At 72.3% G+C, this 20,194-nt stretch carries 21 protein-coding genes; 10 read left to right on the top strand and 11 right to left on the bottom strand.

Annotation, left to right across the window (positions count from 1 at the left end; genetic code table 11):
* A partial coding sequence (locus VGD70_RS01875) for a pyridoxamine 5'-phosphate oxidase family protein (RefSeq protein WP_331077423.1) occupies window positions 1-234 on the bottom strand: 234 nt, incomplete at its 3' end.
* A 273-nt stretch (window positions 235-507) separates the two neighbouring features.
* Between VGD70_RS01875 and VGD70_RS01870 the strand changes: the two genes are divergently transcribed.
* Complete coding sequence (locus VGD70_RS01870) at window positions 508-2,070, top strand: alpha/beta hydrolase (protein WP_331077421.1); 1,563 nt, start codon at window positions 508-510, stop codon at window positions 2,068-2,070.
* A gap of 15 nt (window positions 2,071-2,085) precedes the next feature.
* A complete protein-coding gene (locus VGD70_RS01865; protein ID WP_331077419.1) occupies window positions 2,086-2,922 on the top strand; it encodes an endonuclease/exonuclease/phosphatase family protein in 837 nt (278 codons plus the stop codon).
* A 9-nt stretch (window positions 2,923-2,931) separates the two neighbouring features.
* Here the strand turns inward: VGD70_RS01865 and VGD70_RS01860 are convergent, their stop codons facing one another.
* Window positions 2,932-3,144 (bottom strand): hypothetical protein, encoded by a 213-nt coding sequence (locus tag VGD70_RS01860; RefSeq protein WP_331077417.1) that lies wholly within the window; start codon window positions 3,142-3,144, stop codon window positions 2,932-2,934.
* Window positions 3,145-3,368: 224 nt separating this feature from the next.
* Here VGD70_RS01860 and VGD70_RS01855 point away from each other — a divergent pair, with 224 nt between their 5' ends.
* Window positions 3,369-3,827, top strand: a complete 459-nt coding sequence (locus VGD70_RS01855; protein WP_331077415.1) for a hypothetical protein — start codon at window positions 3,369-3,371, stop codon at window positions 3,825-3,827.
* A gap of 20 nt (window positions 3,828-3,847) precedes the next feature.
* Here the strand turns inward: VGD70_RS01855 and ligD are convergent, their stop codons facing one another.
* Window positions 3,848-4,891: a non-homologous end-joining DNA ligase gene (gene ligD / locus VGD70_RS01850; protein WP_331077413.1), complete on the bottom strand. Its 1,044-nt coding sequence runs from the start codon at window positions 4,889-4,891 to the stop codon at window positions 3,848-3,850.
* 22 nt (window positions 4,892-4,913) lie between these two features.
* Here ligD and VGD70_RS01845 point away from each other — a divergent pair, with 22 nt between their 5' ends.
* Complete coding sequence (locus VGD70_RS01845) at window positions 4,914-5,246, top strand: hypothetical protein (protein ID WP_331077411.1); 333 nt, start codon at window positions 4,914-4,916, stop codon at window positions 5,244-5,246.
* 90 nt (window positions 5,247-5,336) lie between these two features.
* A complete protein-coding gene (gene msrB, locus VGD70_RS01840; RefSeq protein WP_331077409.1) occupies window positions 5,337-5,762 on the top strand; it encodes a peptide-methionine (R)-S-oxide reductase MsrB in 426 nt (141 codons plus the stop codon).
* Between the two features lie 148 nt (window positions 5,763-5,910).
* On the opposite strand, the gene VGD70_RS01835 is transcribed toward msrB, so the two are convergent.
* Window positions 5,911-6,408 carry an NUDIX hydrolase gene (locus tag VGD70_RS01835; RefSeq protein ID WP_331077407.1) on the bottom strand — a complete coding sequence of 166 codons (498 nt, stop codon included), beginning with the start codon at window positions 6,406-6,408 and terminating at the stop codon, window positions 5,911-5,913.
* A gap of 71 nt (window positions 6,409-6,479) precedes the next feature.
* On the bottom strand, window positions 6,480-6,851 hold the full coding sequence (locus VGD70_RS01830; protein ID WP_331077405.1) for a hypothetical protein: 372 nt from the start codon (window positions 6,849-6,851) through the stop codon (window positions 6,480-6,482).
* A gap of 273 nt (window positions 6,852-7,124) precedes the next feature.
* Between VGD70_RS01830 and VGD70_RS01825 the strand changes: the two genes are divergently transcribed.
* Window positions 7,125-7,460 (top strand): hypothetical protein, encoded by a 336-nt coding sequence (locus VGD70_RS01825; protein WP_331077404.1) that lies wholly within the window; start codon window positions 7,125-7,127, stop codon window positions 7,458-7,460.
* Between the two features lie 32 nt (window positions 7,461-7,492).
* On the opposite strand, the gene VGD70_RS01820 is transcribed toward VGD70_RS01825, so the two are convergent.
* From VGD70_RS01820 to VGD70_RS01810, 3 genes are all read right to left on the bottom strand, one after another.
* Entirely contained in the window at window positions 7,493-9,742 is a 2,250-nt protein-coding gene (locus VGD70_RS01820) for a glycosyltransferase family 2 protein (RefSeq protein WP_331077402.1), read from the bottom strand.
* A gap of 62 nt (window positions 9,743-9,804) precedes the next feature.
* Entirely contained in the window at window positions 9,805-11,247 is a 1,443-nt protein-coding gene (locus VGD70_RS01815; RefSeq protein ID WP_331077400.1) for a sugar porter family MFS transporter, read from the bottom strand.
* Window positions 11,248-11,341: 94 nt separating this feature from the next.
* Window positions 11,342-12,172, bottom strand: a complete 831-nt coding sequence (locus tag VGD70_RS01810; RefSeq protein WP_331077398.1) for an SDR family oxidoreductase — start codon at window positions 12,170-12,172, stop codon at window positions 11,342-11,344.
* A 331-nt stretch (window positions 12,173-12,503) separates the two neighbouring features.
* On the opposite strand from VGD70_RS01810, the gene VGD70_RS01805 reads away from it, so the two are divergent.
* Complete coding sequence (locus tag VGD70_RS01805; protein ID WP_331077397.1) at window positions 12,504-12,896, top strand: tautomerase family protein; 393 nt, start codon at window positions 12,504-12,506, stop codon at window positions 12,894-12,896.
* Between the two features lie 98 nt (window positions 12,897-12,994).
* Here VGD70_RS01805 and VGD70_RS01800 read toward each other — a convergent pair whose 3' ends face one another.
* Window positions 12,995-15,001, bottom strand: a complete 2,007-nt coding sequence (locus VGD70_RS01800; RefSeq protein ID WP_331077395.1) for a GAF domain-containing protein — start codon at window positions 14,999-15,001, stop codon at window positions 12,995-12,997.
* Window positions 15,002-15,137: 136 nt separating this feature from the next.
* Between VGD70_RS01800 and VGD70_RS01795 the strand changes: the two genes are divergently transcribed.
* From VGD70_RS01795 to VGD70_RS01785, 3 genes are all read left to right on the top strand, one after another.
* Entirely contained in the window at window positions 15,138-15,632 is a 495-nt protein-coding gene (locus tag VGD70_RS01795; RefSeq protein ID WP_331077393.1) for a hypothetical protein, read from the top strand.
* A gap of 139 nt (window positions 15,633-15,771) precedes the next feature.
* On the top strand, window positions 15,772-16,104 hold the full coding sequence (locus tag VGD70_RS01790; RefSeq protein ID WP_331077391.1) for a hypothetical protein: 333 nt from the start codon (window positions 15,772-15,774) through the stop codon (window positions 16,102-16,104).
* Complete coding sequence (locus VGD70_RS01785; RefSeq protein WP_331077389.1) at window positions 16,101-19,034, top strand: AfsR/SARP family transcriptional regulator; 2,934 nt, start codon at window positions 16,101-16,103, stop codon at window positions 19,032-19,034. Before VGD70_RS01790 ends, VGD70_RS01785 begins: the two co-directional genes overlap by 4 nt.
* Before the next feature lie 145 nt (window positions 19,035-19,179).
* Here VGD70_RS01785 and VGD70_RS01780 read toward each other — a convergent pair whose 3' ends face one another.
* Together VGD70_RS01780 and VGD70_RS01775 are read right to left on the bottom strand one after the other, a co-directional pair.
* On the bottom strand, window positions 19,180-19,749 hold the full coding sequence (locus VGD70_RS01780) for a hypothetical protein (RefSeq protein ID WP_331077387.1): 570 nt from the start codon (window positions 19,747-19,749) through the stop codon (window positions 19,180-19,182).
* A gap of 279 nt (window positions 19,750-20,028) precedes the next feature.
* Window positions 20,029-20,193, bottom strand: a complete 165-nt coding sequence (locus tag VGD70_RS01775) for a DUF6351 family protein (RefSeq protein ID WP_331077425.1) — start codon at window positions 20,191-20,193, stop codon at window positions 20,029-20,031.
* Between the last annotated feature and the right edge of the window lies 1 nt (window position 20,194).

Raw genomic sequence — 20,194 nt, 5'->3', positions numbered from 1 at the left:
GGCCGCCGCCGCCCGCAGGCTCGCGGCGCCGGTCGAGCCGTGCACGAACAGCGTGTCGCCGGCGCGGCCGTATCCGGTCGGGATGACGATCGGCGCGCCATGGGCCACGAAGGCGAGGTGGCAGATCAGGCCGGCGTCCAGTACGGCGTACAGCGCGGCGCGATCGGTGACCGCGCGCTTCTTACCGCGCTGGACGGTGCTGCGGGGGGTGGGGGAGAGCGCTTGCTGAGTCACCCCGCCAGCGTGACCCGAGATAGTGGCATCCTGGAAGGGCCACGACCCACCGATTCTGAAAGGCCACTGTGCTGGATGGTTCGCTTCGCTTCTCCGCTACTCGCCGTCTTCCCTCCTCTCGTGCTCGGCGCTGGCGCGCCTGCGCGCGCTCGTCAGTCCAGACGGCGAACGCTCCGGCGCTCCCGCTCACGCGTCCAGACCGCGAACGCTCCGGCGCTCCGCTCACGGGAGCCACACTTGCGGCGTGCGACGCTGCGAATCCATCAGGCGCGTATGGGAGGACAGTTGACCGGCCGGGGCTGGGTGTGGCGGTTCGCCGTTCTGTTCGTGACCGCCGGCCTCGTCGGGGCGTGCACCGCCGGCCCGTCGGCGCGGCCCGGGATCGTGGTGCAGCAGGCGCCCGACGCCACCAGCGCGCCGCCGTCCGTCACGCCCGAGGTGCCGCCGCTCGAGGACATGTCCGCCGGCATGGCCTGGCGGGAGTGCTCCGCGGAGATCCGCGGCAAGCTCGCCGAGCAGAAGCTCCCCGGCTGGCTGCCGGTCCAGTGCGGCAAGGTCAACGCCGTCCTCGACTCGCCCTACGCGCCCGGCCGCGGCGTCGCGCGGGTGCAGCTGCTGCGCGCCGGCAACGGCCCGGTCCCGCTGGTCGTGGTCAACGACGTCGACGGGCTGCCCGGCACGCTGTTCGCCTCCCGGCTCGCCGCGACCCTGCCCCAGCAGTTCTTCGAGCGGTTCTCGCTCATCGGCATGGACCGGCGCGGCACCGGCAACTCCGCCGCGCCGAAGTGCCTGCCCGACGAGATCCGGCGCACGATCGTCGGCGCCGACCCCGCCGACCTGCCGATCGACACCTGGCTCGAGGCCGCGCAGACCGCGGGCCAGCAGTGCTCGATCGCGCTGGAGAGCCAGCTGCCCGCGCTCGACACCTGGCGCACCGCCGCCGACCTGGACACCCTCCGCGAGGCGCTCGGCGTCTCCCGGCTCAACGGCATCGGGCACGGCGAGGGCTCGCGCGTGCTGTCCGTGTTCGCCGACCGGTTCCCGGACAAGGTCGGCCGGCTCGTCCTCGACGGCGTGCCCGACCCGACCCAGGACGCCGCGGTCGCGCTCGAAGGCGTGGCCAAGGGCGCCGAGGCCGCGTTCGACGCGTTCGCCGCCGACTGCGTCAACCGGCAGTGCGAGCTGGGCACCCAGCCCAAGCGCACGCTGCTGGAGCTGCTCGGCAAGCTGCGGGCCAACCCCCTGCCCCAGCCGGAGTCGCTCGACCTCACCGCCGGGTCCGCGCTGCACGCGGTGCTGATCGGGCTCGCCGACCGGTCCGCGTGGCCGGCGCTCTCCGCGGCGCTCGCGAAGGCGGCCGGCGGCGACCCGAGCGGGCTGGTGGCGCTGCTGACGCCGGTGGTCCTCGGCACCGACGTGCAGGCCGCCACGCTCGACTCGACGCTCGTGATCAGCTGCAACGACACCAAGACCCGGCTGTCCCCCGAGCGGATCAAGCAGTACGGCGAGGACTGGAAGAAGCGGTTCCCGACCTTCGGCACGCTCGCGGCGCAGCGGCTCGCGCTGTGCAGCCCGTGGACCGTGCCGAACCAGCCGCTGCCCACGCCCAGCGCCCGCAACGCCCCGCCGATCGTGGTGATCGGGACCGCGAGCGACGCGGTGACCCCGGAGGAGGGCAGCAAGCGCGCCGCGCAGCAGCTCGCGTCCGGGGTGTACCTGTCGTGGCAGGGCGGCGGGCACGGTGCCCTGGGTTTCTCCCCGTGTGCCACGGACGCCGCCGTGAGTTTCCTTTCCGACGCTAAGGTGCCGCGCAACGGGACGGTCTGCCCACCCTGACGGAGGTCACCCCAGATGCGCCGGCTCCCCCTGCTCCTGGCCGCACTGCTCACCCTGTCCCTGCTCGGCACCCCCGCGTCCGCCGCGCCCGCGCCCGACGTGCCGCTCCGGGTGCTGAGCTTCAACATCCACACCGGCATCGGCAGCGACGCCGCGCTCGACCTCGAACGGACCGCGTCGGTGATCCGGGACAGCCGGGCGGACGTGGTCGGCCTGGAGGAGGTCGACGTGCACTGGGCCGCGCGCAGCGACTTCCGCGACCAGGCCCGGGACCTGGCCCGGCAGCTGCACATGCGGGTGTTCTTCGCGCCGATCTACGACCTGCCGCCGCTCACCGAGGGCGCGCCGCGGCGCCGGTACGGGGTGGCCGTGCTCAGCAGGCACCCGATCGTCGCGACGGAGAACCACCCGCTCACCCGTCTGTCCACTCAGGACCCGAATCCCGTGCCCGCGCCCGCCCCCGGGTTCGCCGAGGCGGTCGTGCTCGTGCGGGGCGTGCCGGTGCACGTCTACGCGACGCACCTGGACTACCGGGCCGACCCGGCGGTGCGGGAGCTGCAGGTGGCCGACACGCTGCGGATCCTGGCGGCCGACCGGCCCGGCGCGCGCCAGGTGCTGCTGGGCGACTTCAACGCCGGACCAGGCGCGCCCGAGCTCGCTCCACTGTGGACCCGACTGGCCGACGCGTGGACCTCGGCCGAGCCGGGCCTGACCTATCCCGCGGACGTGCCGGCGAAGCGGATCGACTACGTGACCGTGTCGCCGGGTGTGCGGGTGCGGAACGCGGCGGTGCTCGACACGCTGGCCTCGGACCACCGCCCGGTCGTGGCGGACCTGCTGGTGCGCCGCTGATCGCCGGGCTTACTCCTCCGCGTACTCCTCGTCCGCGCGGACGCGGTACTCGCAGCCGTACTCGACCGCGTAGCAGAGGTCGTAGTGGTGCACGATCTTCGGGCCCTCGTGGAGGTGCACGTGGGTCACCGTGGTGCGCGGCTCGTCGGGCAGCTCGGCCAGCGTGTCCACTCGACCGTCGAGTGGCCCGCCGACGTAGCGGACGACGTACGGCTCAGTCACGGTGACCTCTCCTGATCGATGTTCGTCGGACCCTTCCGATGCTTCCTGCTGACGTGGTGGAAATCAACCGCCGATACCGCGATCGGGTCGCGATGGGGTCAAAGCCGGTGGTCAGGCGGCTGGAGATACGCTGGATCGAGGCGCATTCCGTGAAACCGTAACGAAATCGGGTGACGTGACGACTCTTGGGCAGCAGCGCAAGGAGCCTTCATGACCACACCTTCATGACGACCGAGGAGACGACCGGGTCCCGGCACCGCTGGCCGCTCTGGCCATGGCTGGTCCTGACCGTCGCCGGCGTCGTGGTGACCGCGGTGGCCGCGATCGTGGGCACCCTGGCGCGTTCGGAGCCGGAGAACACGGCACCGGCCACGCCGACCCGCGTGACGGTGACCCAGTTCGAGACGGCCACCGTCACGAAGACCGTGACCGCCAGCCCCGCGACCGGCCCCCTCTCCGAGTTCCGCGACGGCCTGTTCGAGGTGGGCGTCGACGTCCAGCCGGGCACCTACCGCACGGACGGCCCCGACGGCAGCAACGCGGGCGGCTGCTACTGGAGCCGCACGGACGCGACGGGCAACGTCATCGACAACGGCGTGGTGAACCAACCAGGCACGGTCTCGATCGCGAAGGGCGAACGCGTCGACACCGCCGGCTGCCTGACCTGGCGCCGCACCGCCTGACCGCGTGGCGCGGCCGCGCCCTACTCCTCCGGGCGGGCGCGGGACGGCTGGACGCGCTTCGGCTCGCCGGCCATCTTCGGGTACTCGGGCGGGTACGGGAGGTCGCCCAGGCCCTCGCGCTCGTCCCGGGCCACCAGCTCCAGCAGCGGCTCCAGCGAGTAGGCCTCCGACGCCACGCCCGCGTGCAGGTCGCCCACCTTCGCGAAGCGGGCCGGCATCGTCTCGATGTCGAAGTCCTCCGGCACCACGTCGTCCAGCTCCGCCCAGTCGAGCGGCGCGGACACCAGGGCCCGCGGCGTCGGGCGGACCGAGTAGGCGCACGCGATGGTCCGGTCGCGGGCGCCCTGGTTGAAGTCGATGAAGATGCGTTCGCCGCGCTCTTCCTTCCACCAGTTGACGGTCACCTGGTCGGGCCTGCGGCGGGACAGCTCACGCCCCAGCGCGATCAGCGCGCGGCGCGCCTCGACGAAGGTCCAGCGGGGCTCGATCGGGACGTACACGTGCAGGCCGCGGCCGCCGGAGGTCTTCGGGAAGCCCGTCATGCCCAGCTCGGCCAGCAGCTCACGCAGCTCGTGGGCCACCACGACCGCGTCCCGGAACGTCGTGCCGGGCTGGGGGTCCAGGTCGACGCGCAGCTGGTCGGGGTGGTCGACCTCGGGCCGGCGCACCGGCCACGGGTGGAACGTGAGCGTGCCGAGGTTCGCCGCCCAGGCGACCACGGCGAGCTCGGTCGGACATACCTCATCGGCTGGCCGGCCACTCGGAAAGGTGATCCGCGCCGTCTCCACGTAGTCGGGCGCGCCCTTGGGCACCCGCTTCTGGTAGAACGCGTCGCCCCGGTTGTCGGCCCTGGTGGACAGCTTCGCGCCCTCGAACACGCCGCCCGGCCAGCGCTCCAGCGTGGTCGGCCGGTCGCGCAGCGCCCCGAGAATGCCGTCGCCGACCGAGAGGAAGTACTGGACCACGTCGCCCTTGGTGATCCCGCGCTCGGGGAAGTACGGCTTGCTCGGGTTGGACACGCGCACCGCGCGGCCGTTCACGGTGAGTTCGATCGCCTCCGCCACCGCGTCAGGTTACCGTGGGGGCATGGCCGCGAGCGGGATCAAGGACCCGGACGACGACCCGAGCCGGCCGGCGGACCCCCTGGCGGAGAAGTTCGATGACGAGCTGCTCGGGCTCGACCCGGACGACCCGGAGGCCCGGGCGTTCGCCGAGCACCTGCAACGGCAGCACCGGACGCACCCGGGCTTCACCGTCGAGGGCTACCTGTCCGGCATGGGCGACTGGGCCGCGTCCGCCAACCGGCTCGGCGGTCACCGCAAGCTCATGGCCAGCATCCTCGTGCTGCTCATCCTGCTCGGCGTCACGATCGCCGTGTGGGACGCGCTCGTCTACGCGATCTCGGTGTTCGCCAACTAGCAGTACCGTGGATGGCATGAGCGAGCTTGCGAGCGAATCGATGTCACAGGGTCACCGCGAGCGGCTCCAGCGAGCCTGCGAGGGGGAGTCATGAGTCAGGAAGTCGACGCCACCCCCGGCGTGGTCAAGTCCGAGGACGAGTGGCGCCAGCAGCTCACCGCCGAGGAGTACGCCGTGCTGCGCCAGGCCGGCACGGAGCGCCCGTGGACCGGCGAGTACACCGACACCAAGACCGTCGGCGTCTACCAGTGCCGGGCGTGCGGCACGGAACTGTTCCGCAGCGACACCAAGTTCGACTCGCACTGCGGCTGGCCGTCGTTCTGGAGCCCGCTCGCCGGCGACAAGGTCATCCTGCGCGAGGACCGCGCGATGGGCATGGCCCGCACCGAGGTCCTGTGCGCCACCTGCCACAGCCACCTGGGCCACGTCTTCGAGGGCGAGGGCTACGGCACGCCGACCGACCAGCGCTACTGCATCAACTCGATCTCCCTGAAGCTGGTCCCGGCCGAGGAGTGACCGCGCGGCCCCGTCGTCAGAGCCGCATACATCTGATGGTGGCCACCCCGTCATCGCTGATCAGGTCCATCCCAGCCCGCTCTTGTAGCCGGATCGGACGGTCGGCGGCCATTGTCGGGCTTCGGCGGACCGCGGAACGAGTTGTCCGCTAGTCCGCTATCACGGGGGGCACGGCGGGGAGGTTGTCGGCGAGGACATCCCGTAGGAGTCGAGGAAGTGTGCTCGGCAAGAGCTTGTCCTGGGTTGCCTCGAGACCCTCGGTCGTGAACCAGCGCCGCTCGATGAGGCCCAGTTTCTCGTTCTCGGTCGGCTTGATCTGCGCGCGCGGCGAGGTGGTGGCGGGTCGGGCGAGGAAGACGTGGTCGACGCGGTGGTGGTCGCGGTTGCGGTAGCGGAACCGGCTCTCGCGGATCCAGAGGCGCGGGCCCAGCGCGTCGAGCCGGATGCCGGTCTCCTCCGCGACTTCGCGTATCGCCGCGTCCTGGAGCGACTCGCCAGGGTCGAGCCCGCCGCCGGGCAATTCCCACCAGTGGTGGTCGGGGTGGTCGGGGTCGCGGGCGTGGATGAGCAGGACGCGATCGTGGGGGTCGAGCAGAAGCACCCGGGCTCCAATGCGTGGTGCGTCGACCGGGGAAGTCGGGAGCATTCTGCCGGTCCTCCGTTGTCGCGGGCCGCGTGTTCGTCGTGCGGCCGGCGAGCGCCGGAAGTCCCGGAGGGCTAGAACAGGGTCGGCGGGCTGGTCGCTTCGACGGGGTCGGAGGTTAGCAACGGGGAGGTGCCGGAGCAGGTGAGGCGCACCGTGAGCGCGGAATGATCGCTGAGCCGGGTGAGGCGCGGTTCGTGGACGTACTCACAGTCGACCAGTTCGGCGGCGAGGTCTACTACGGCCTCGGCCTCCTGGACTCCCGACTCGTGCACGGATGCCTGCTCACCACCAGCCAGGTCGCCCGCGCCGCCCTCGACGGCCGCCTGCCCGGCGGCCACGGCCTCCGCGCCATCCCACTGGCCAACGACTTCGACCCACCACTGGAACTCGTGACCGGTGTATTCGGCCGCCGGAACGAGCGCGAGCACTACGCCCCTGACCATCCCCTCAACCTCCTTTGGCACGAATTCGCGACATCAGCGACAACTCACAAGAACTGAGCAAAGCGAGAACCATGTCCCGTTGCGACGTTCAGCGGTCCCCCGAGATCTTCTGGGGTCTGGGATCCTGGCGGGTGGCAGCGCCGGCGCGTGGGGCCCGACCTGACCGAGTCCGACATGGAGCCGCTCCGGCGCGCCGGTGTTTGCCGGCGAGCCGTACATTGGCTACCGGATCCGGGAGGTGACGGCGCGCCGCCGGAGATGGGAGTGAGCGTGATGCCGGAACAGACCTCCGTGGTCCGGATCGAGGAGTTGGCCGGCGAACTGCTTCGGCAGGCCCATCAACACCATTCCCGGAGGGCGGCGAAGACGCTCGCGACCGGCACCGCGCTGCGGGCGACGCTGATCGCGCTCGTGGAAGGCGCCGATCTCGGCGAGCACGACTCCCCCGCGGGCGCCACCCTGCACACGCTCAGTGGCCGGGTACGGCTGCACACCCGCAGCACCGAGTGGGAGCTGGAGCGCGGTCAGTTCGCCCAGACCCCACCGCAGCGCCACGGTCTGACCGCGCTCACCGACGCCGTCGTCCTGCTCACCGTCGCCCTTCGCTGACCCTCGCAGGGAACTCACCCGAACGGCCAGGACTACGGGACGGCCCCGTTGGTCGGCGTCGGCGTGACTGTGACCGTCGGCGTCGGCGTGCCTGTCGGGGATGGCGCGGTCGTCGGCGACGGACTCGTTGTCGGTGCCGGCGTCGCGGACGACGAGGGCGCCCGTGTCGTGGGGGGTGTCGACGTCGCGGTCGGGGTGGTGGTCGGCGAGCTGGTCGGTGCCGGAGACGGGGTGTTGGCCGGCGCCGGCGGCGGCGCGGACGTGCTTGGCGCCGCCGGCACGACCAGGGCCGGGGCGGGGATGTTGCTGGCGGCGGGCGCCGCCGCGAGCAGCGCGAAGACGGCCGCCGTGATGCCGGCGCCCACCGCGATGCCACTCGCCGCGGCGGCGGCCCCACGCGCCGCGGGTTGGCGTAGGAACTCGGTGCGCCGACGGTGCCGCAGGTCCGGCGGGAGTGCCGCGCGCTGCGCGGCGAAGCTGTTGAACGGCGCGGCGGCGAAGCCGAGCGTCGGAAAGAGCAGCAGTGCGGCCAGCAGCGGCCCGCTCAGCGTTGTCGGCTTGCTCAGCGCGGCGGCGATACCGATGACGCCGCAGGCGGCCAGGACGCTTTCCGCGCGATTGGCCTTGACGACGTCCCACCAGGAGGCCTTGTCGAACGTCTTCGGCGTTCGCATGAACACCGCTTCCTTGGCGAACAGTCCCTGGACGGAGGCACGCGCGACCACGAGCGATGTCGCCTGCCAGATGAAGAACGACCCGAACGCGTCCTTCCATGACGCACCCGTGCCCCGGCGCAGAAGCGCGACGGCGCGGAGCAGGCCGAGCAGGACGAGCGTCGGCACCGCCGCGACGAGGAACCCGGTGATCTTGCGAAACAGCTCACCACCGCCCAGTGCGAGGTTCGCGGCACCGGCCAGCAGAAACAGGTAGAAGATCAGCCCGAGCAGGTCGCCGTACCACTGGAGACCGCCCGACAGGTACCCCCATCGTTGCCCCAGGGTCAGCCTGTTGCGGTCGGTGCGCGGTCCGGGCAGCAGCGAGCGCCAGTACCTCCGGAGAATCTGGATGCCGCCGAAACACCAGCGGTACCGCTGGCCCTTCAGCGCCTCGAACGTCAACGGCATGATGCCCTGGCCGTAGGACCGGTCGACATGTAAGCCGGTCCAGCCGGCTCGCAGCATGCGCAGCGAGAGCTCGGCATCCTCGGTGATGCACCATTCGTCCCAGCCGCCCAGGTCGTCGAGCGCCTTCCTGCGGATGATGCCCATGGTGCCGGCGAAGATCGCGGCGTCGCGCTCGTTGCGCGACGGCTGCGAGACGGCGAAGAAGTACCGGTAGGAGTAGTAGAGGCGCCGGTAGTACCTGGACTGGCGCCAGCCGCGGTAGTCCTGCGGCGCCTGGACGAACCCGACGCCCGGGTCGGCGAACAACCGGGCGCAGCCGTCCAGGAAGTTGGGCTGGATCTGGTAGTCGGAGTCGACGACGGCGACGAGCTCGGCGCGCGGGTCGGTGAGTTCCCTGAGCGCGTAGTTGAGTGCGCCGGACTTGTAGCCGGGCCAGTCCTCGAGATGGGCGAACTTGACCCGGTGCGCCCGGCACCACTCCTCGACCGGGCGCCAGAGGTCGGGGTCGTCGGTGTTGTCGTCGATGGCCACGATCTCGTAGTGGGGATAGTTCAGCCGTCGCAGTGCGGTGAGGGTCTCGATGACCATCTCGGGCGGTTCGTTGTGCGCGGGGACGTGCATGCTGACGAAGGGCAGGTAGTCCGGGGTTCGCGCGGCCGCGCCCGCGTCGATGACCCTGCGGCGCCAGTGCTGGGTGCCGAGGGCGTCGCACAGTTCCCACAGGTAGGCCCCGGCGAGCAGGCCGGCCACCACCTCGAGCACCCACAGGGCGACACCACCGATCGAGTCGAGGAGGCCGAGGTGGCTGACGAACGTCCAGTGGATGATGAAGACCAGGTACGCGACGTACAGGTACGAGCAGGTGGCCCAGCACACGTGCGCCCGGCCGTTCCAGCGGCGGGTGACCGGGAGCAGGGCGACGCTGGACGCGGTGACGACGATGGCGGCCATCAGCGCGCGGAACGGTGTGGTGCCCACCAGTACCGACAGCCCGTAGCCGATGGCCGCGAGGGCGACGGTCACCACGACGGCCGACACGAACCTGCGCGAGTACGCCAGGGCGCCGGCGACCGGCCAGTGCGTGGGCAGCGGCACGAACATCAGGACGGAGCTGAGGGGGGCGACGAACAGTCCTGCGAGCAGCAGCGCGGCAAGCACGTGCGGACACCTCCTTCAGTCGGCGGACCTCGATCGCCGGTCCTCGTCGCTCGGTGGCCGGGCTACCGGGCCGCCGGCGCTCGCTGGTCGCCGGTCGCCGGGCCCAGGTCCCGCTCGATCTCCTGGAGACTGCGCTGCTTGGTCTCCGGAACGCGCTTGGCGAAGTAGACCAGCGCCACCACGCTCGTGACCGCGAACAGGAAGAAGGAGCCCTTCGGCGTGATCGTGTCGACCATCGTGAGGAAGGAGACGGTGACCACGAAGTTGGCGCCCCAGTTGGCGATCGTGGCCACGCTCATCGCCTGCCCCCGGATCCGCAGGGGGTATATCTCAGCGATCATCAGCCAGAACACCGGCCCGAGGCCGATGGCGAACGACCCGGTGTAGATCAGCAGGCCGGCGATGGCGACGTAGGCGGTCGCGCCGTGCAGCTGGCTGCCGCCGAAGAAGGCCAGCGCCGTCATGACCATCCCGACGACCATGCCCGCGGTCCCGGCGAGCAGCAGCGGCCGCCGGCCGGTGCGGTCCAGCAACCGGATCGCCACGATGGTCATCCCGACGTTGACCACCCCGTTGACCACGTTGGCCAGCAGCGAGGCGCCATTGCCGAGGCCGGCGCCGGCCAGCAGCGACGGTGCGTAGTAGATGACGGTGTTGATCCCGGTGATCTGCTGGAAGATCGCCATCAGGACACCGACCCACAGAGCGGGGCGCACCCCCCTGGCCAGCAGGTCGCGGCGGCTCACCCGCCTGGCGGCGACCTCCTTGACCTCGGCGACCTCGGCGTCGATGTCGCTCTCGCGCAGCCGGCTCAACACCCGGCGGGCCTCGTCCTCGCGACCCTGGCGGATCAGCCAGTGCGGGCTCTCCGCCTGCGTCAGGATGCCGACGAACAGCAGGGCCGCCGGGATCACCGCGAGGCCGAACATCAGGCGCCAGTTCGCGCTCGCCGCCAGTCCGTAGTCGACGAGGTACGACGCCAGGATGCCACCGGTGATCGCCAGCTGGTTGAGGCTGACCAGCGCGCCGCGCATGCGCGGCGGCGCCAGCTCGCCGATGTAGAGCGGCACGGTCATCGACGCGGAGCCGACGGCCAGGCCGATGACGACGCGAGCCACGATCAGGGTCCAGAACGAGGGCGAGAGGGCGGCCAGCAGGACGCCGACGACGAAGATCACCGCGGTGATCAGGATGGTCGGACGGCGGCCGATCCGGTCCGCCACCCGGCCCGCGCCGAAAGCGCCGATCATCGCGCCGATCAGCAGCAGGCTGGTCACCAGCTCCTGCTGGAGCGAGGACAGGCCGCCGAACTCGTTCTTGAGGAAGAGCAGCGCCCCGGAGACGACCCCCGTGTCATAACCGAACAGCAGGCCGCCGAGCGCGGTCACCGCCGCGGCGGCGATGACGTGTCGCCGGACGCTGCGCCGGCCGGCCACCGGCGGCCCGGCGGAGCCGTCCGGGCGGCCCAGCACCGAAGCGGAGTTGCTCTGTTCCCCTACCGACATCGGTCGTTCCTTCCCTCCGCCGACACGGTCGTCACCTCGACGGTCGGCGCTCCGGTGCGTGGGTGGTCGCGCACTGTCTTGACAAGAAGACGAGCTACTTCCCGGTGCCCTGCGCGGCGGCGGCGACCGGCTGCCACTCCTGCCAGGCAGCCAGCCGGGACTGGTAGTCCGCGGTCGCGATGCCGAGCGGCGCCTCGCCGAGGAACAGGCGCAGCGGCGGGTCGGGGCTGTCGACGAGCCGCAGTACGGCGTCGCGGGTGGCGGCCGGGTCGCCGGGGGTGAAGCGCCTGGCGCGCGCCTGCGCCGCCTGCTGCCGGACCGGCTCGTAGTCCGGGGAAGCCGTCGCGTGCTTGGCGGAGGGTCCGGCCCAGTCCGTCGAGTACCCGCCCGGTTCGATCAGCGTGACCTTGATGCCGAACCCGGCCACCTCCTGGGCCAGGCTCTGGCTCAGCCCTTCCAGCGCCCACTTCGAGGCGTGGTAGGCGCCGGTGTTCAGGAACGCCGAGATCCCGCCGATCGAGGACACCTGCAGGATGTGCCCGCTGCCCTGGCCACGCAGGTAGGGCAGCGCCGCCTGGGTGACCCACAGCGCACCGAGCAGGTTCGTCTCCAGCTGCGCCCGGATCTCCTCCTCGCTGATCTCCTCGACCATGCCGAACTGCCCGTACCCGGCGTTGTTCACGACGACGTCGAGCCGCCCGAAGTGTTCCCGTGCCTGCTTCACCGCGGCAAAGCCCGCGGCCCGATCGGTGACGTCCAGCTGGATGGGCAGGATCGCGTCCCCGTACTTGGCCACGAGATCGTCGAGGCTGGCGAGGTCACGGGCCGTCGCTGTCACCCTGTCGCCGCGGTCGAGAGCCGCGATCGTCCACTCGCGGCCGAAGCCACGCGAGCTACCGGTGATGAACCAGGTCTTGAACGCCATCGCATGTCCTTCCGTTCGAACCGGACACAGACAGCGTCGCGGCGCCGGTGCCGGGCGGCATTGCCGCTGGCGGCCGTTCTGGTGTGCTGGCAGCCGGAGTCCTGGTGTACCGGTTAGCGGGCAGCCGATCGAGGCACGGGACGGGACGTTCGCCATGCACGGCCCGGTGGGCCCTTTGGTTCCTCCAGGTGGCGGGTATGGCGGGGTGGGGCTCACGCGCACCGCGGAATGGGTGTTGGCGGAGACGACAGGGGCCCGTGGCTGGGCGAGGCTGGCGGTGCGGAGTCGAGGTCACGAGTCCGCACCGCACCATCGGACCCGGAGGAAACCCATGCCACTGCTGTACTTCGACGTGATCGAGGGCCGAAACCCAGGTGAGCTCGAAGCGCTGCTCGACACCTCCCATGCCGCCCTGGTCGAGGCGTTCGGAGTGCCGGAGCGGGACCGGTACCAGGTCGTGCGGAGTCACCCCGCCGGACAGATCGTCGCGCTCGACACAGGTCTGGGCATCGATCGGTCCGACCAGCTGGTCGTCATCCACGTGGTCACCCGCGCGCGGACCCGTGCGCAGAAGGAGAAGTTCTACGAGCTGCTGGCCGAACGGCTGCGCCGCGACTGCGGTCTGGACCCGGCCGACCTGATCGTCTCGATGACCGAGAACGACGACGAGGACTGGTCGTTCGGGCACGGCCGGGCTCAGTTCCTGACCGGAGAGTTGCAGTAGGAGGGTGCCGGCCGGCCGCCTCGCGGCCTAGCTCGCCGGCGGGGTGCCCCGCGAGGCGTTGTCCGCCAACGAGGCGGTGGCCCCGAAGTGCGGTCGCGTCAGAGCACGGGCCGGCGTTGCAGCGGGAGCGTGACGGCGATCCGGGTGCCGTCGCCCGGTGGGCTCTCGATCTCGAGCCGGCCGTCCATCGCCGCGACGCGGTCGTTGAGCCCGCGCAGACCCGTTCCATCGGCGCGGGCACCGCCGACCCCGTCGTCCCGCACGTGCACGTGCAGCACGCCGTCGTCGACCCGGGCCGTGACGTGCACGCTCTGGGCGCCGGCGTGCTTGGCGACGTTCGTCAACGCCTCGGCGACGACGAAATAGGCGCTGGCCTCGATCTCGGGAGGGAACCGGTCGCGGGGCACGGCCACCTCGACGGGCACGCGCAGGCGCGACACCAGGGCACTCACGCCGGCCGACAGGCCGCCTCGGGCCAGGACGGCGGGAAGGATGCCGTGCGCCAGTTCGCGGAGCTCGCCGTTGGCCTGCTCCGCCTGGTCGAGCGCCTCGCCGACGAGCGCCTTGGCCGCTTCGTCGCCCTCCGCCAACGTGTGCTCGATGAGCCTGAGCGTCATGATCACCTGGACGAGGCTCTGCTGTGCGCCGTCGTGCAGGTCGCGCACGACGCGGCGGCTAGCGTCGTCGCTGGCCGTGAGCAGGCGGGCGCGCGAGGCGAGGAGATCGGTCTGCGCCTCGGCATTCGAGACCGCCGTGGCGACCAGCTCGGTGAAGTCCGCGATCCGCGACTCCGTGTTGGCGGGGAACGGTGTCTCGCGCCTCGTGGACGCCGCGATCACTCCCCACGTCCGCCCGCCGACGACGATCGGACAGCCGACCGACGCGCGGATGCCGAGCGCCTGAGCCTCGTGCGCGATCGGCCCCGACGCGCCGACGAAGGTGTCCACCCGGGCCGGCCGGCCCGTCGCGAGCACCTGGGTGGCGATGCTCTCCCCCTCGAGCGCGAAGCGTCTGCCGACAGCCAGCTGGGCGTCATCGACCCGGCTCCAGGCCGCGACCGCGGTGACCGTGCCGTCCGGTTCGAAGCGCTCCATGCGAGCGAGGTCGGCGTCGCACCGCAGCCCGACCTCCCGGGTGACGGCCTCGAAGACCTCCGCGGTCGGCACCGCCTTCGCCACCAGCGTCGCGACGCGCCGCAGGGCGACCTGCTCGTCCGCGAGCCCGGCCATTCCCGTCCGTGCGCCGGTGTTCGAGACGGCCGTCGCGACGAGCTCGGCGAACTCGGTCAACCGGCCTTCCATATCGGTCGGGAGCGAGCCGCTGGCAGACCAGGCGAGCAGCACGCCCCAACGGCGGCCTTCGACGATGATCGGAGCGCCGACCACCGACCTGACATCCACGCCACGAGCGAACGACGCCCGCTCCTCGACATCCTCGTAGTCGTCGATGCGGGCGGCGCGCCACGTGCGGAGCACTTCGGCGGACACGCTCGTCCCTTCGAGCTTGGCGTGGTCGTAGGCGGGCGGGTCGTAGCCGGGCTTGCTCCATTCGGCCACGTGCGCGAGCTCCGTCTCGTCCTCGTAGCGGGCGATGCGGATGCCGTGCACGTCGAGCAGGATGCCGGCCTCGACCGCCACCGCGGCGAAGAGCTCCTGCGCGGGTACGTCCTGGGCGACGAGGGTCGCCACCCGGCGAAGGGCCGCCTGCTCGTCGGCGATCTCTTCCCGGGCGCGTTCGGCGGCCTCGGCCCGGCGGGCCGCGTGTGCCGCCAGCTCACCAAGGAGGACCGCTACGCCCAGGTAGACGACGAGGTCCACCAGGTTGGCGGAGTCCGGGAACGTGAGCGGGTGCGTCGGGGGGAGAAAGAACCAGTCGTAGGCGAGGATGCCCGCCATTCCCACCGGGACCGCGTAGGCGATGTTGGCGAACCGGGCGACCGCGACCACGACAGCGACGTAGACGACGCCCAGCAACGCGACGACCAGGTCCGTGCCGACGCCCGCGAGAACCACACCTGCCAGGGCGAAGGCACCGGCGCCCGTTGCGAACGCCAGCGCGATCTCCGCGCCGAGCGGGAGCCGTCCGGCATGCTCCCGTGCGGCCATCGGGTGAGAATACTCCCGCGGCAGCACCTCATGGTCCTCACCGCCGAGCTCGGCTCACCCTCCCACGAGGCGCCGCGCGTCATGGCCTCCTGGGAGCGGCTGGTCAATCTCGTCGCGGCCAGGCATCCTGCAAGACGTGGCCGCCGAGGAGACCCTGCGCTGGTCCAGGCACTTCTCGGGTACCGGGTGCGTCGCCGGCGGGCTCGGCGGCCTGGTCGGCGGCACGTTCGTCACCGTGGTGCTGTACGCGATCTTCTCGATCTCGGGTTGGTGGGTCGCCGGGCTGCTGGTCGTCCTCGTGGTCCTCGGCGCGTTGCTGGGCACCCACGACAGCCGGCGGGAGGTGCACACGGCGGAGTTCAGCAGGCATGGCGTTCGGCTCGTGAGCCCACTCACCACCCGGTTCGTCTCGGTCGCCGACCTGACCGCGGTGACCGTCGACCACAGCGGGGACACCGACCAGGGCTACGTCAGGACAACGCTGCGGCTGGCGATCGCGGGCCGGCCCGCCGAGACGATCCCCGGCGTCTACGACCCCGCGCTGGCGGGCGTTCTCGACGAGCTGCTCGGGCCCGACATCGACGTCCACGAGCTGCACGAAGACCTCGAACCGCCGCCGAGCACCGCCTGAGGTCAGCCGCAAACCACAACCACGGACAGCGCACGCATGCGACCAAGCCTGGTGCGCCGCCCGCGAACCCGCCAGCCGCCGAAGGTCGGGACGAAACCGGCACGCTTCCGAACAGACCAACGCTGGCTACGATGGCTGGGTGAGGCATGCGGCGGCCCGGACGCGGCTCACCACCGGCGTCCCCTGGCTGAACCTGCTCGACCCCGCGGTCCTCGCCGACCTCGACCTCGACGAGCTGGTCGTGCCGGCCGGCGCGGTCGCCGCCGCGCGGACCGACCTCGAGGCGGCCCTGGGGGCGTACGTGATGACCTACCGCCCCACCCGGCCCGCGCCCGGCAAGCGGCAGCTCTGCCAGGTGCTCGCCCCGGCCGAGCTCGACCCGGCCTCCGTCGCCGCCCTGCGTGACGCCGAGCAGCGGCTTCCCGGCGTGCTGCTGTGCGCCTACGCCCGCCCGCTGCGATACCGCTTATGACCGTGCGGTTCGGCGTGCTCGGCACGGTCGAGGTCTGGCGGGACGGGACGCCACTGGCCGTGCCGAGCGGCCGCACCCGCCTCGCGCTCGCCATGATGCTGCTCAACACCGGCCGGTTCACCTCCACCGACCGGCTCATCGACGGCCTCTGGCACGACCCGCCGCAGCACGCGAAGGCGAGGCTGCACAACATCATCCGCGACCTGCGCCAGCGCCTCGGCGCCGACGCGATCGTCACCCGGTCGCCGGGCTACGAGCTCGCCGAGCACGCGCTCGACCTGGCCGAGTTCCGCCGGCTGGTCACCCACGCCGCCCAGCTCCGCGCCTCCGGCGACCACGCCGCCGCGCACACGCTCCTCGACTCGGCACTCGCGCTCTGGCGCGGACCGGCGCTCGCGGACGTCGCCGGCGACTGGGCCGACGAGGTCCGCGTCACGCTCACCGACGAGCGGCTCGCCGCGGTCGAGGCCCGGCTGGACGCGCGGCTCGACCTGGAGCGGTACGACGACGCGCTGCGCGAGCTGGCCGAGCTCGTCGCCGACCACCCGTACCGCGAGAGCCTCTACGCGAGGCAGCTGCGGGCGCTCGCCGGCGTCGGCCGCGCGGTCGACGCGCTGGAGACCTACCGGCGCGTGCACCGGCTGTTCGTCGACGAGCTGGGCATCGTGCCGGGGCAGGAGCTGCGTGACCTCGAGCGGCTGATCCTGCGCGGCGAGCTGCCCGCACCCGTGTCGGGGGCGCGGACCGCGATGCCGCCGCCGACCCTCGCGCTCACCGGGCGCGACAAGCTGATCAGCCGGATCGTCGACGAGCTGCGTGCCGACCGCGGCTTCCCGTCGGTGGCGCTGCTCGTCGGTCCCGGCGGGGTCGGCAAGACCACCGCAGCGCTGGCCGCCGCGCAGGAGCTGCGGGAGTCCTTTCCGGACGGTGCGTTGTTCCTCGACCTGCGCGGCAGCCTCGACCCGCTCGACCCGCACGAGGCGCTCGGCCGGCTGCTGCGCATGCTCGACGTCAGCGGCTCGGCGGTGCCGGACGACCCCGACGAGCGGGTCGGCCTCTACCGGTCGCGGCTCGCGACGTCGCGGATCCTGGTCGTGCTCGACGACGCGGCCACCGAGCGGCAGGTGCGCCCGCTGCTGCCGCAGCACGCCGGGTGCGGTGCCGTGGTCACGTCGCGCCGCCAGCTCGGCGCGCTGATCGGCCCGGTGCGGCTGACGGTTCCGGTGCTCACCCAGCAGGACGCCGTCGACCTGCTCGGCCGGATCATCGGCGCGGGCCGGACGGCCGCCGAGCCGGACGCCGCGGTCGAGGTCGTCGCGCTGTGCGGCAACCTGCCGCTCGCCGTGCGGGTGGTCGCCGCCCGGCTGGCCGTCCATCCTTCGTGGACACTCGCGGAGCTGCGCACGCTGCTCGCCGACGAGCGGGGCAGGCTGAACGAGCTGGCGATCGGCGACATGGACGTGCGGGCCACGTTCGAGCTGAGCTACCGGACCCTGGATCCCGACGCCCGCCTGCTCTTCCGCCGGCTCGGCCTGCTGTCCACACCGGACTGGCCGGCGTGGGTCGCGGCGGAGCTCACGGGCCGACCGGCCGGCCGGGTGCTGGACGAGCTCGCCGACGCGCACCTCGTCGAGCCGCTGGGCCGCGACGAGGTCGGCCAGTCCCGGTTCCGGTTGCACGACCTGATCGCGGAGTTCGCCGCCGAACGGTCCACAATGGAGGAATCCTCGTCCACACTGGACGCTGCGCGGTGGCGGGTGCTGTCGCAGTGGCTGGCGCTGGCGGCGGAGGCGGACGAGCGGGTCGAGCACGGCATGGTCGTCGGCCAGGACGTCGCCGGCCCGGCCGCGCCGCTGCGCTCGCCGGCCGCGGGGGCCGAGCCGGCCGAGTGGTTCGAGGTCGAGCGCATCAGCCTCACGACGGCGGTGGACGACGCGTGCCGTGCGGGCCATCCGGATCTCGCGGCCCGGCTCGCGTTGCGGCTGGCGGGTTTCCTGGCGCTGCGGTCCTATGACGACGATCGCGAGCGGGTGCTGCGGCGGGCGTTGGCGCAGCGGCCGAACGATCGGCTCGGGGTGCGGCTGCTGGCGGCGTTGTGGGGGGTGTGCGCGCAGCGGGACCGGTACGCGGAGCTGCCGGCGCTGGCCGCCGAGGAGCTGGCCGCCGCGCGCAGGCTCGGCGATCGCGAGCACGAGCTGCTGGCCCTCACCCACGCGGGCCGGTCCGCCCGAATGCTGGGCCGCTTCGCGGAGGCCGTCGAGTGGCTCGACCAGGCCATCGGCGTGGCGCGGCACCCGTCGATGCCGCCGGCGCTGCTGACCCGCGCGCTCGCGGCCCTGGCGCACGTGCGGACGAGCATCGGCGACCCGGCGGCGGCCGTGGAGCTGCTGGCGGAGGCGGTGGAGCTGGGCGACCACACCCGCACGTCGGCGATGCACCTGCACGCGTACGGCGTGAACCTGACCGCGGTCGGCCGGCTCGACGAGGCGGTGCGGGTGCTGACGATGGCCCGCACCCTGGTGGACGGCCAGGACGAGCGCGGCGCCGCGTGGCTCGACCACGCCCTCGCCGACGTCGACGTCCGCCGCGGCCGCTTCGCGCCCGCTCGCGCGCGCCTGGCCCGAGCCCTGCAGGTCCAGGAGGAGGTGGGCGACCAGGAGGGGATGGCCGAGGTCCAGCGCTCGCTGGCCGACCTGGCCCTCGCGCGCGGCGCGTTCGAGGAGGCTCTCGGCTGGGCGGGCAGCGCACTGGAGATCTGGCGCCGCCTCGACGCCCGCCACGAGGTGGCCAGCATCCTGGACCGCCTGGCGACCGCCCACGCCCACCTGGGCGACGAGGCCGCGGCCGCCAGCCACCACGAGGAGAGCCGAGCCCTACTGGCGAACCTGAACCTCACCGAAGCCGCCCTACGCCGCCCCGACCTGCCCTGACGTGACCTGGCCGCCTGGCCGCCGCGAGTTGTCCACAACGCGCCCAGTCGTCCACAGGAAGCCTGACGAGCCCTTTCCGCAAGCAAGCATGGCGGGTGCGCAGCAGGCGCAAGCAGGCAGACGCGCGGGCAGGCGAGCGAGCAGGTCAGTCGTGGCCGGCTCGGGTGAAGGCTCTGTGCAGCGCCGTCGTCACGAGGGTGCCCAACAGCCAGCCCAAAGCCACGCCGACCACCACGATCCACTGCGGCGGGTCGGTCCACCAGGCATACGCCGACGCGGCCAGCACGGCGGCCAGCGCCAGTACCGCCACCCCCTCGAACGCGAGCCGCGTCGGGTGCCAGAAGTTCCAGCTCGTCACGCCGAACCGGCGCGGGTCGCTCGCCTCCGCGAAACCCTCCGGCTTCCAGCTGTCCCACTGGAGGTTCCCCTGCAGCCGCTCGGACAGCGAGTCGCGGAGGTACCGGTGGATCAGCTTGATGTGGAAGTCGTGCAGGAGATACCGGAACCCCAGCATGTACGACGACACCGGGATGATCACCAGCAGCGCGACGTTCGCGGCCGTCGAGACGGCGACGCTCGCGATCGCGCCCGCGGCTGCCAACTGGAGCGCGAACACGTGCCACTGCACCGTGGCCCGCCGGTCGATCTCGGCGCGTAGGGCGGCGTACTCGGCGAGCATGACCTGCTGACCCGCGTCCGGGCCGTGCGGCTGCATGGGGTGATCGTGCCCGACTGCAAGCTCCCAGGAAAGATCCTGCGCGGAGCGCGCACGCCGCAGGCGTCCTCCGCGAGGACGTCACCGACGCGGACCTCGGCCCGATCTTCGAGCAGCTGGCCGCCGTCCACGTCGACGACGAGCGCCGCACCCCCACGGGCTGCGCCAGCGCTACCTGACGCTGTTCCTCGACGGCCTGCGCACCCCACCGGCAACGTCACCGCTGCCGTGGGGCGGCCCGACCATGACGGAACGCGCGGTGGCCTGGATCCCGAAGACCTAATACTCCAGCCAGGTCCCGCGTGGGGGACGCTGACCCACGCCCGGGCGGGAGTAGTCGCAGACGCCGCCGGGGAAGGCCGCGCGCAGCTGGGCCTGCTGTGCGGCGGTGAAGCGGACCGGGTAGTCGCCGAGGTCGAGGGGCCGCAGGCGGCACTTCAGCACG

The sequence above is a fragment of the Actinophytocola sp. genome, from assembly GCF_036402745.1.
In the GTDB taxonomy this organism is placed as follows: Bacteria; Actinomycetota; Actinomycetes; order Mycobacteriales; family Pseudonocardiaceae; genus Actinophytocola.
This window is presented reverse-complemented; position numbering and strand designations above follow the sequence as displayed.

Coding starts and splice junctions, on each gene's coding strand:
- VGD70_RS01805 (WP_331077397.1), top strand. CDS start 12,504: ATGCCACTGCTGTACTTCGACGTGATCGAGGGCCGAAACCCAGGTGAG.
- VGD70_RS01830 (WP_331077405.1), bottom strand. CDS start 6,851: ATGGTCAGGGGCGTAGTGCTCGCGCTCGTTCCGGCGGCCGAATACACC.
- VGD70_RS01865 (WP_331077419.1), top strand. CDS start 2,086: ATGCGCCGGCTCCCCCTGCTCCTGGCCGCACTGCTCACCCTGTCCCTG.
- VGD70_RS01835 (WP_331077407.1), bottom strand. CDS start 6,408: ATGCTCCCGACTTCCCCGGTCGACGCACCACGCATTGGAGCCCGGGTG.
- VGD70_RS01815 (WP_331077400.1), bottom strand. CDS start 11,247: ATGTCGGTAGGGGAACAGAGCAACTCCGCTTCGGTGCTGGGCCGCCCG.
- VGD70_RS01810 (WP_331077398.1), bottom strand. CDS start 12,172: ATGGCGTTCAAGACCTGGTTCATCACCGGTAGCTCGCGTGGCTTCGGC.
- VGD70_RS01800 (WP_331077395.1), bottom strand. CDS start 15,001: ATGGCCGCACGGGAGCATGCCGGACGGCTCCCGCTCGGCGCGGAGATC.
- VGD70_RS01845 (WP_331077411.1), top strand. CDS start 4,914: ATGGCCGCGAGCGGGATCAAGGACCCGGACGACGACCCGAGCCGGCCG.
- VGD70_RS01780 (WP_331077387.1), bottom strand. CDS start 19,749: ATGCAGCCGCACGGCCCGGACGCGGGTCAGCAGGTCATGCTCGCCGAG.
- VGD70_RS01870 (WP_331077421.1), top strand. CDS start 508: ATGGGAGGACAGTTGACCGGCCGGGGCTGGGTGTGGCGGTTCGCCGTT.
- msrB (WP_331077409.1), top strand. CDS start 5,337: ATGAGTCAGGAAGTCGACGCCACCCCCGGCGTGGTCAAGTCCGAGGAC.
- VGD70_RS01825 (WP_331077404.1), top strand. CDS start 7,125: ATGCCGGAACAGACCTCCGTGGTCCGGATCGAGGAGTTGGCCGGCGAA.
- VGD70_RS01785 (WP_331077389.1), top strand. CDS start 16,101: ATGACCGTGCGGTTCGGCGTGCTCGGCACGGTCGAGGTCTGGCGGGAC.
- VGD70_RS01855 (WP_331077415.1), top strand. CDS start 3,369: ATGACGACCGAGGAGACGACCGGGTCCCGGCACCGCTGGCCGCTCTGG.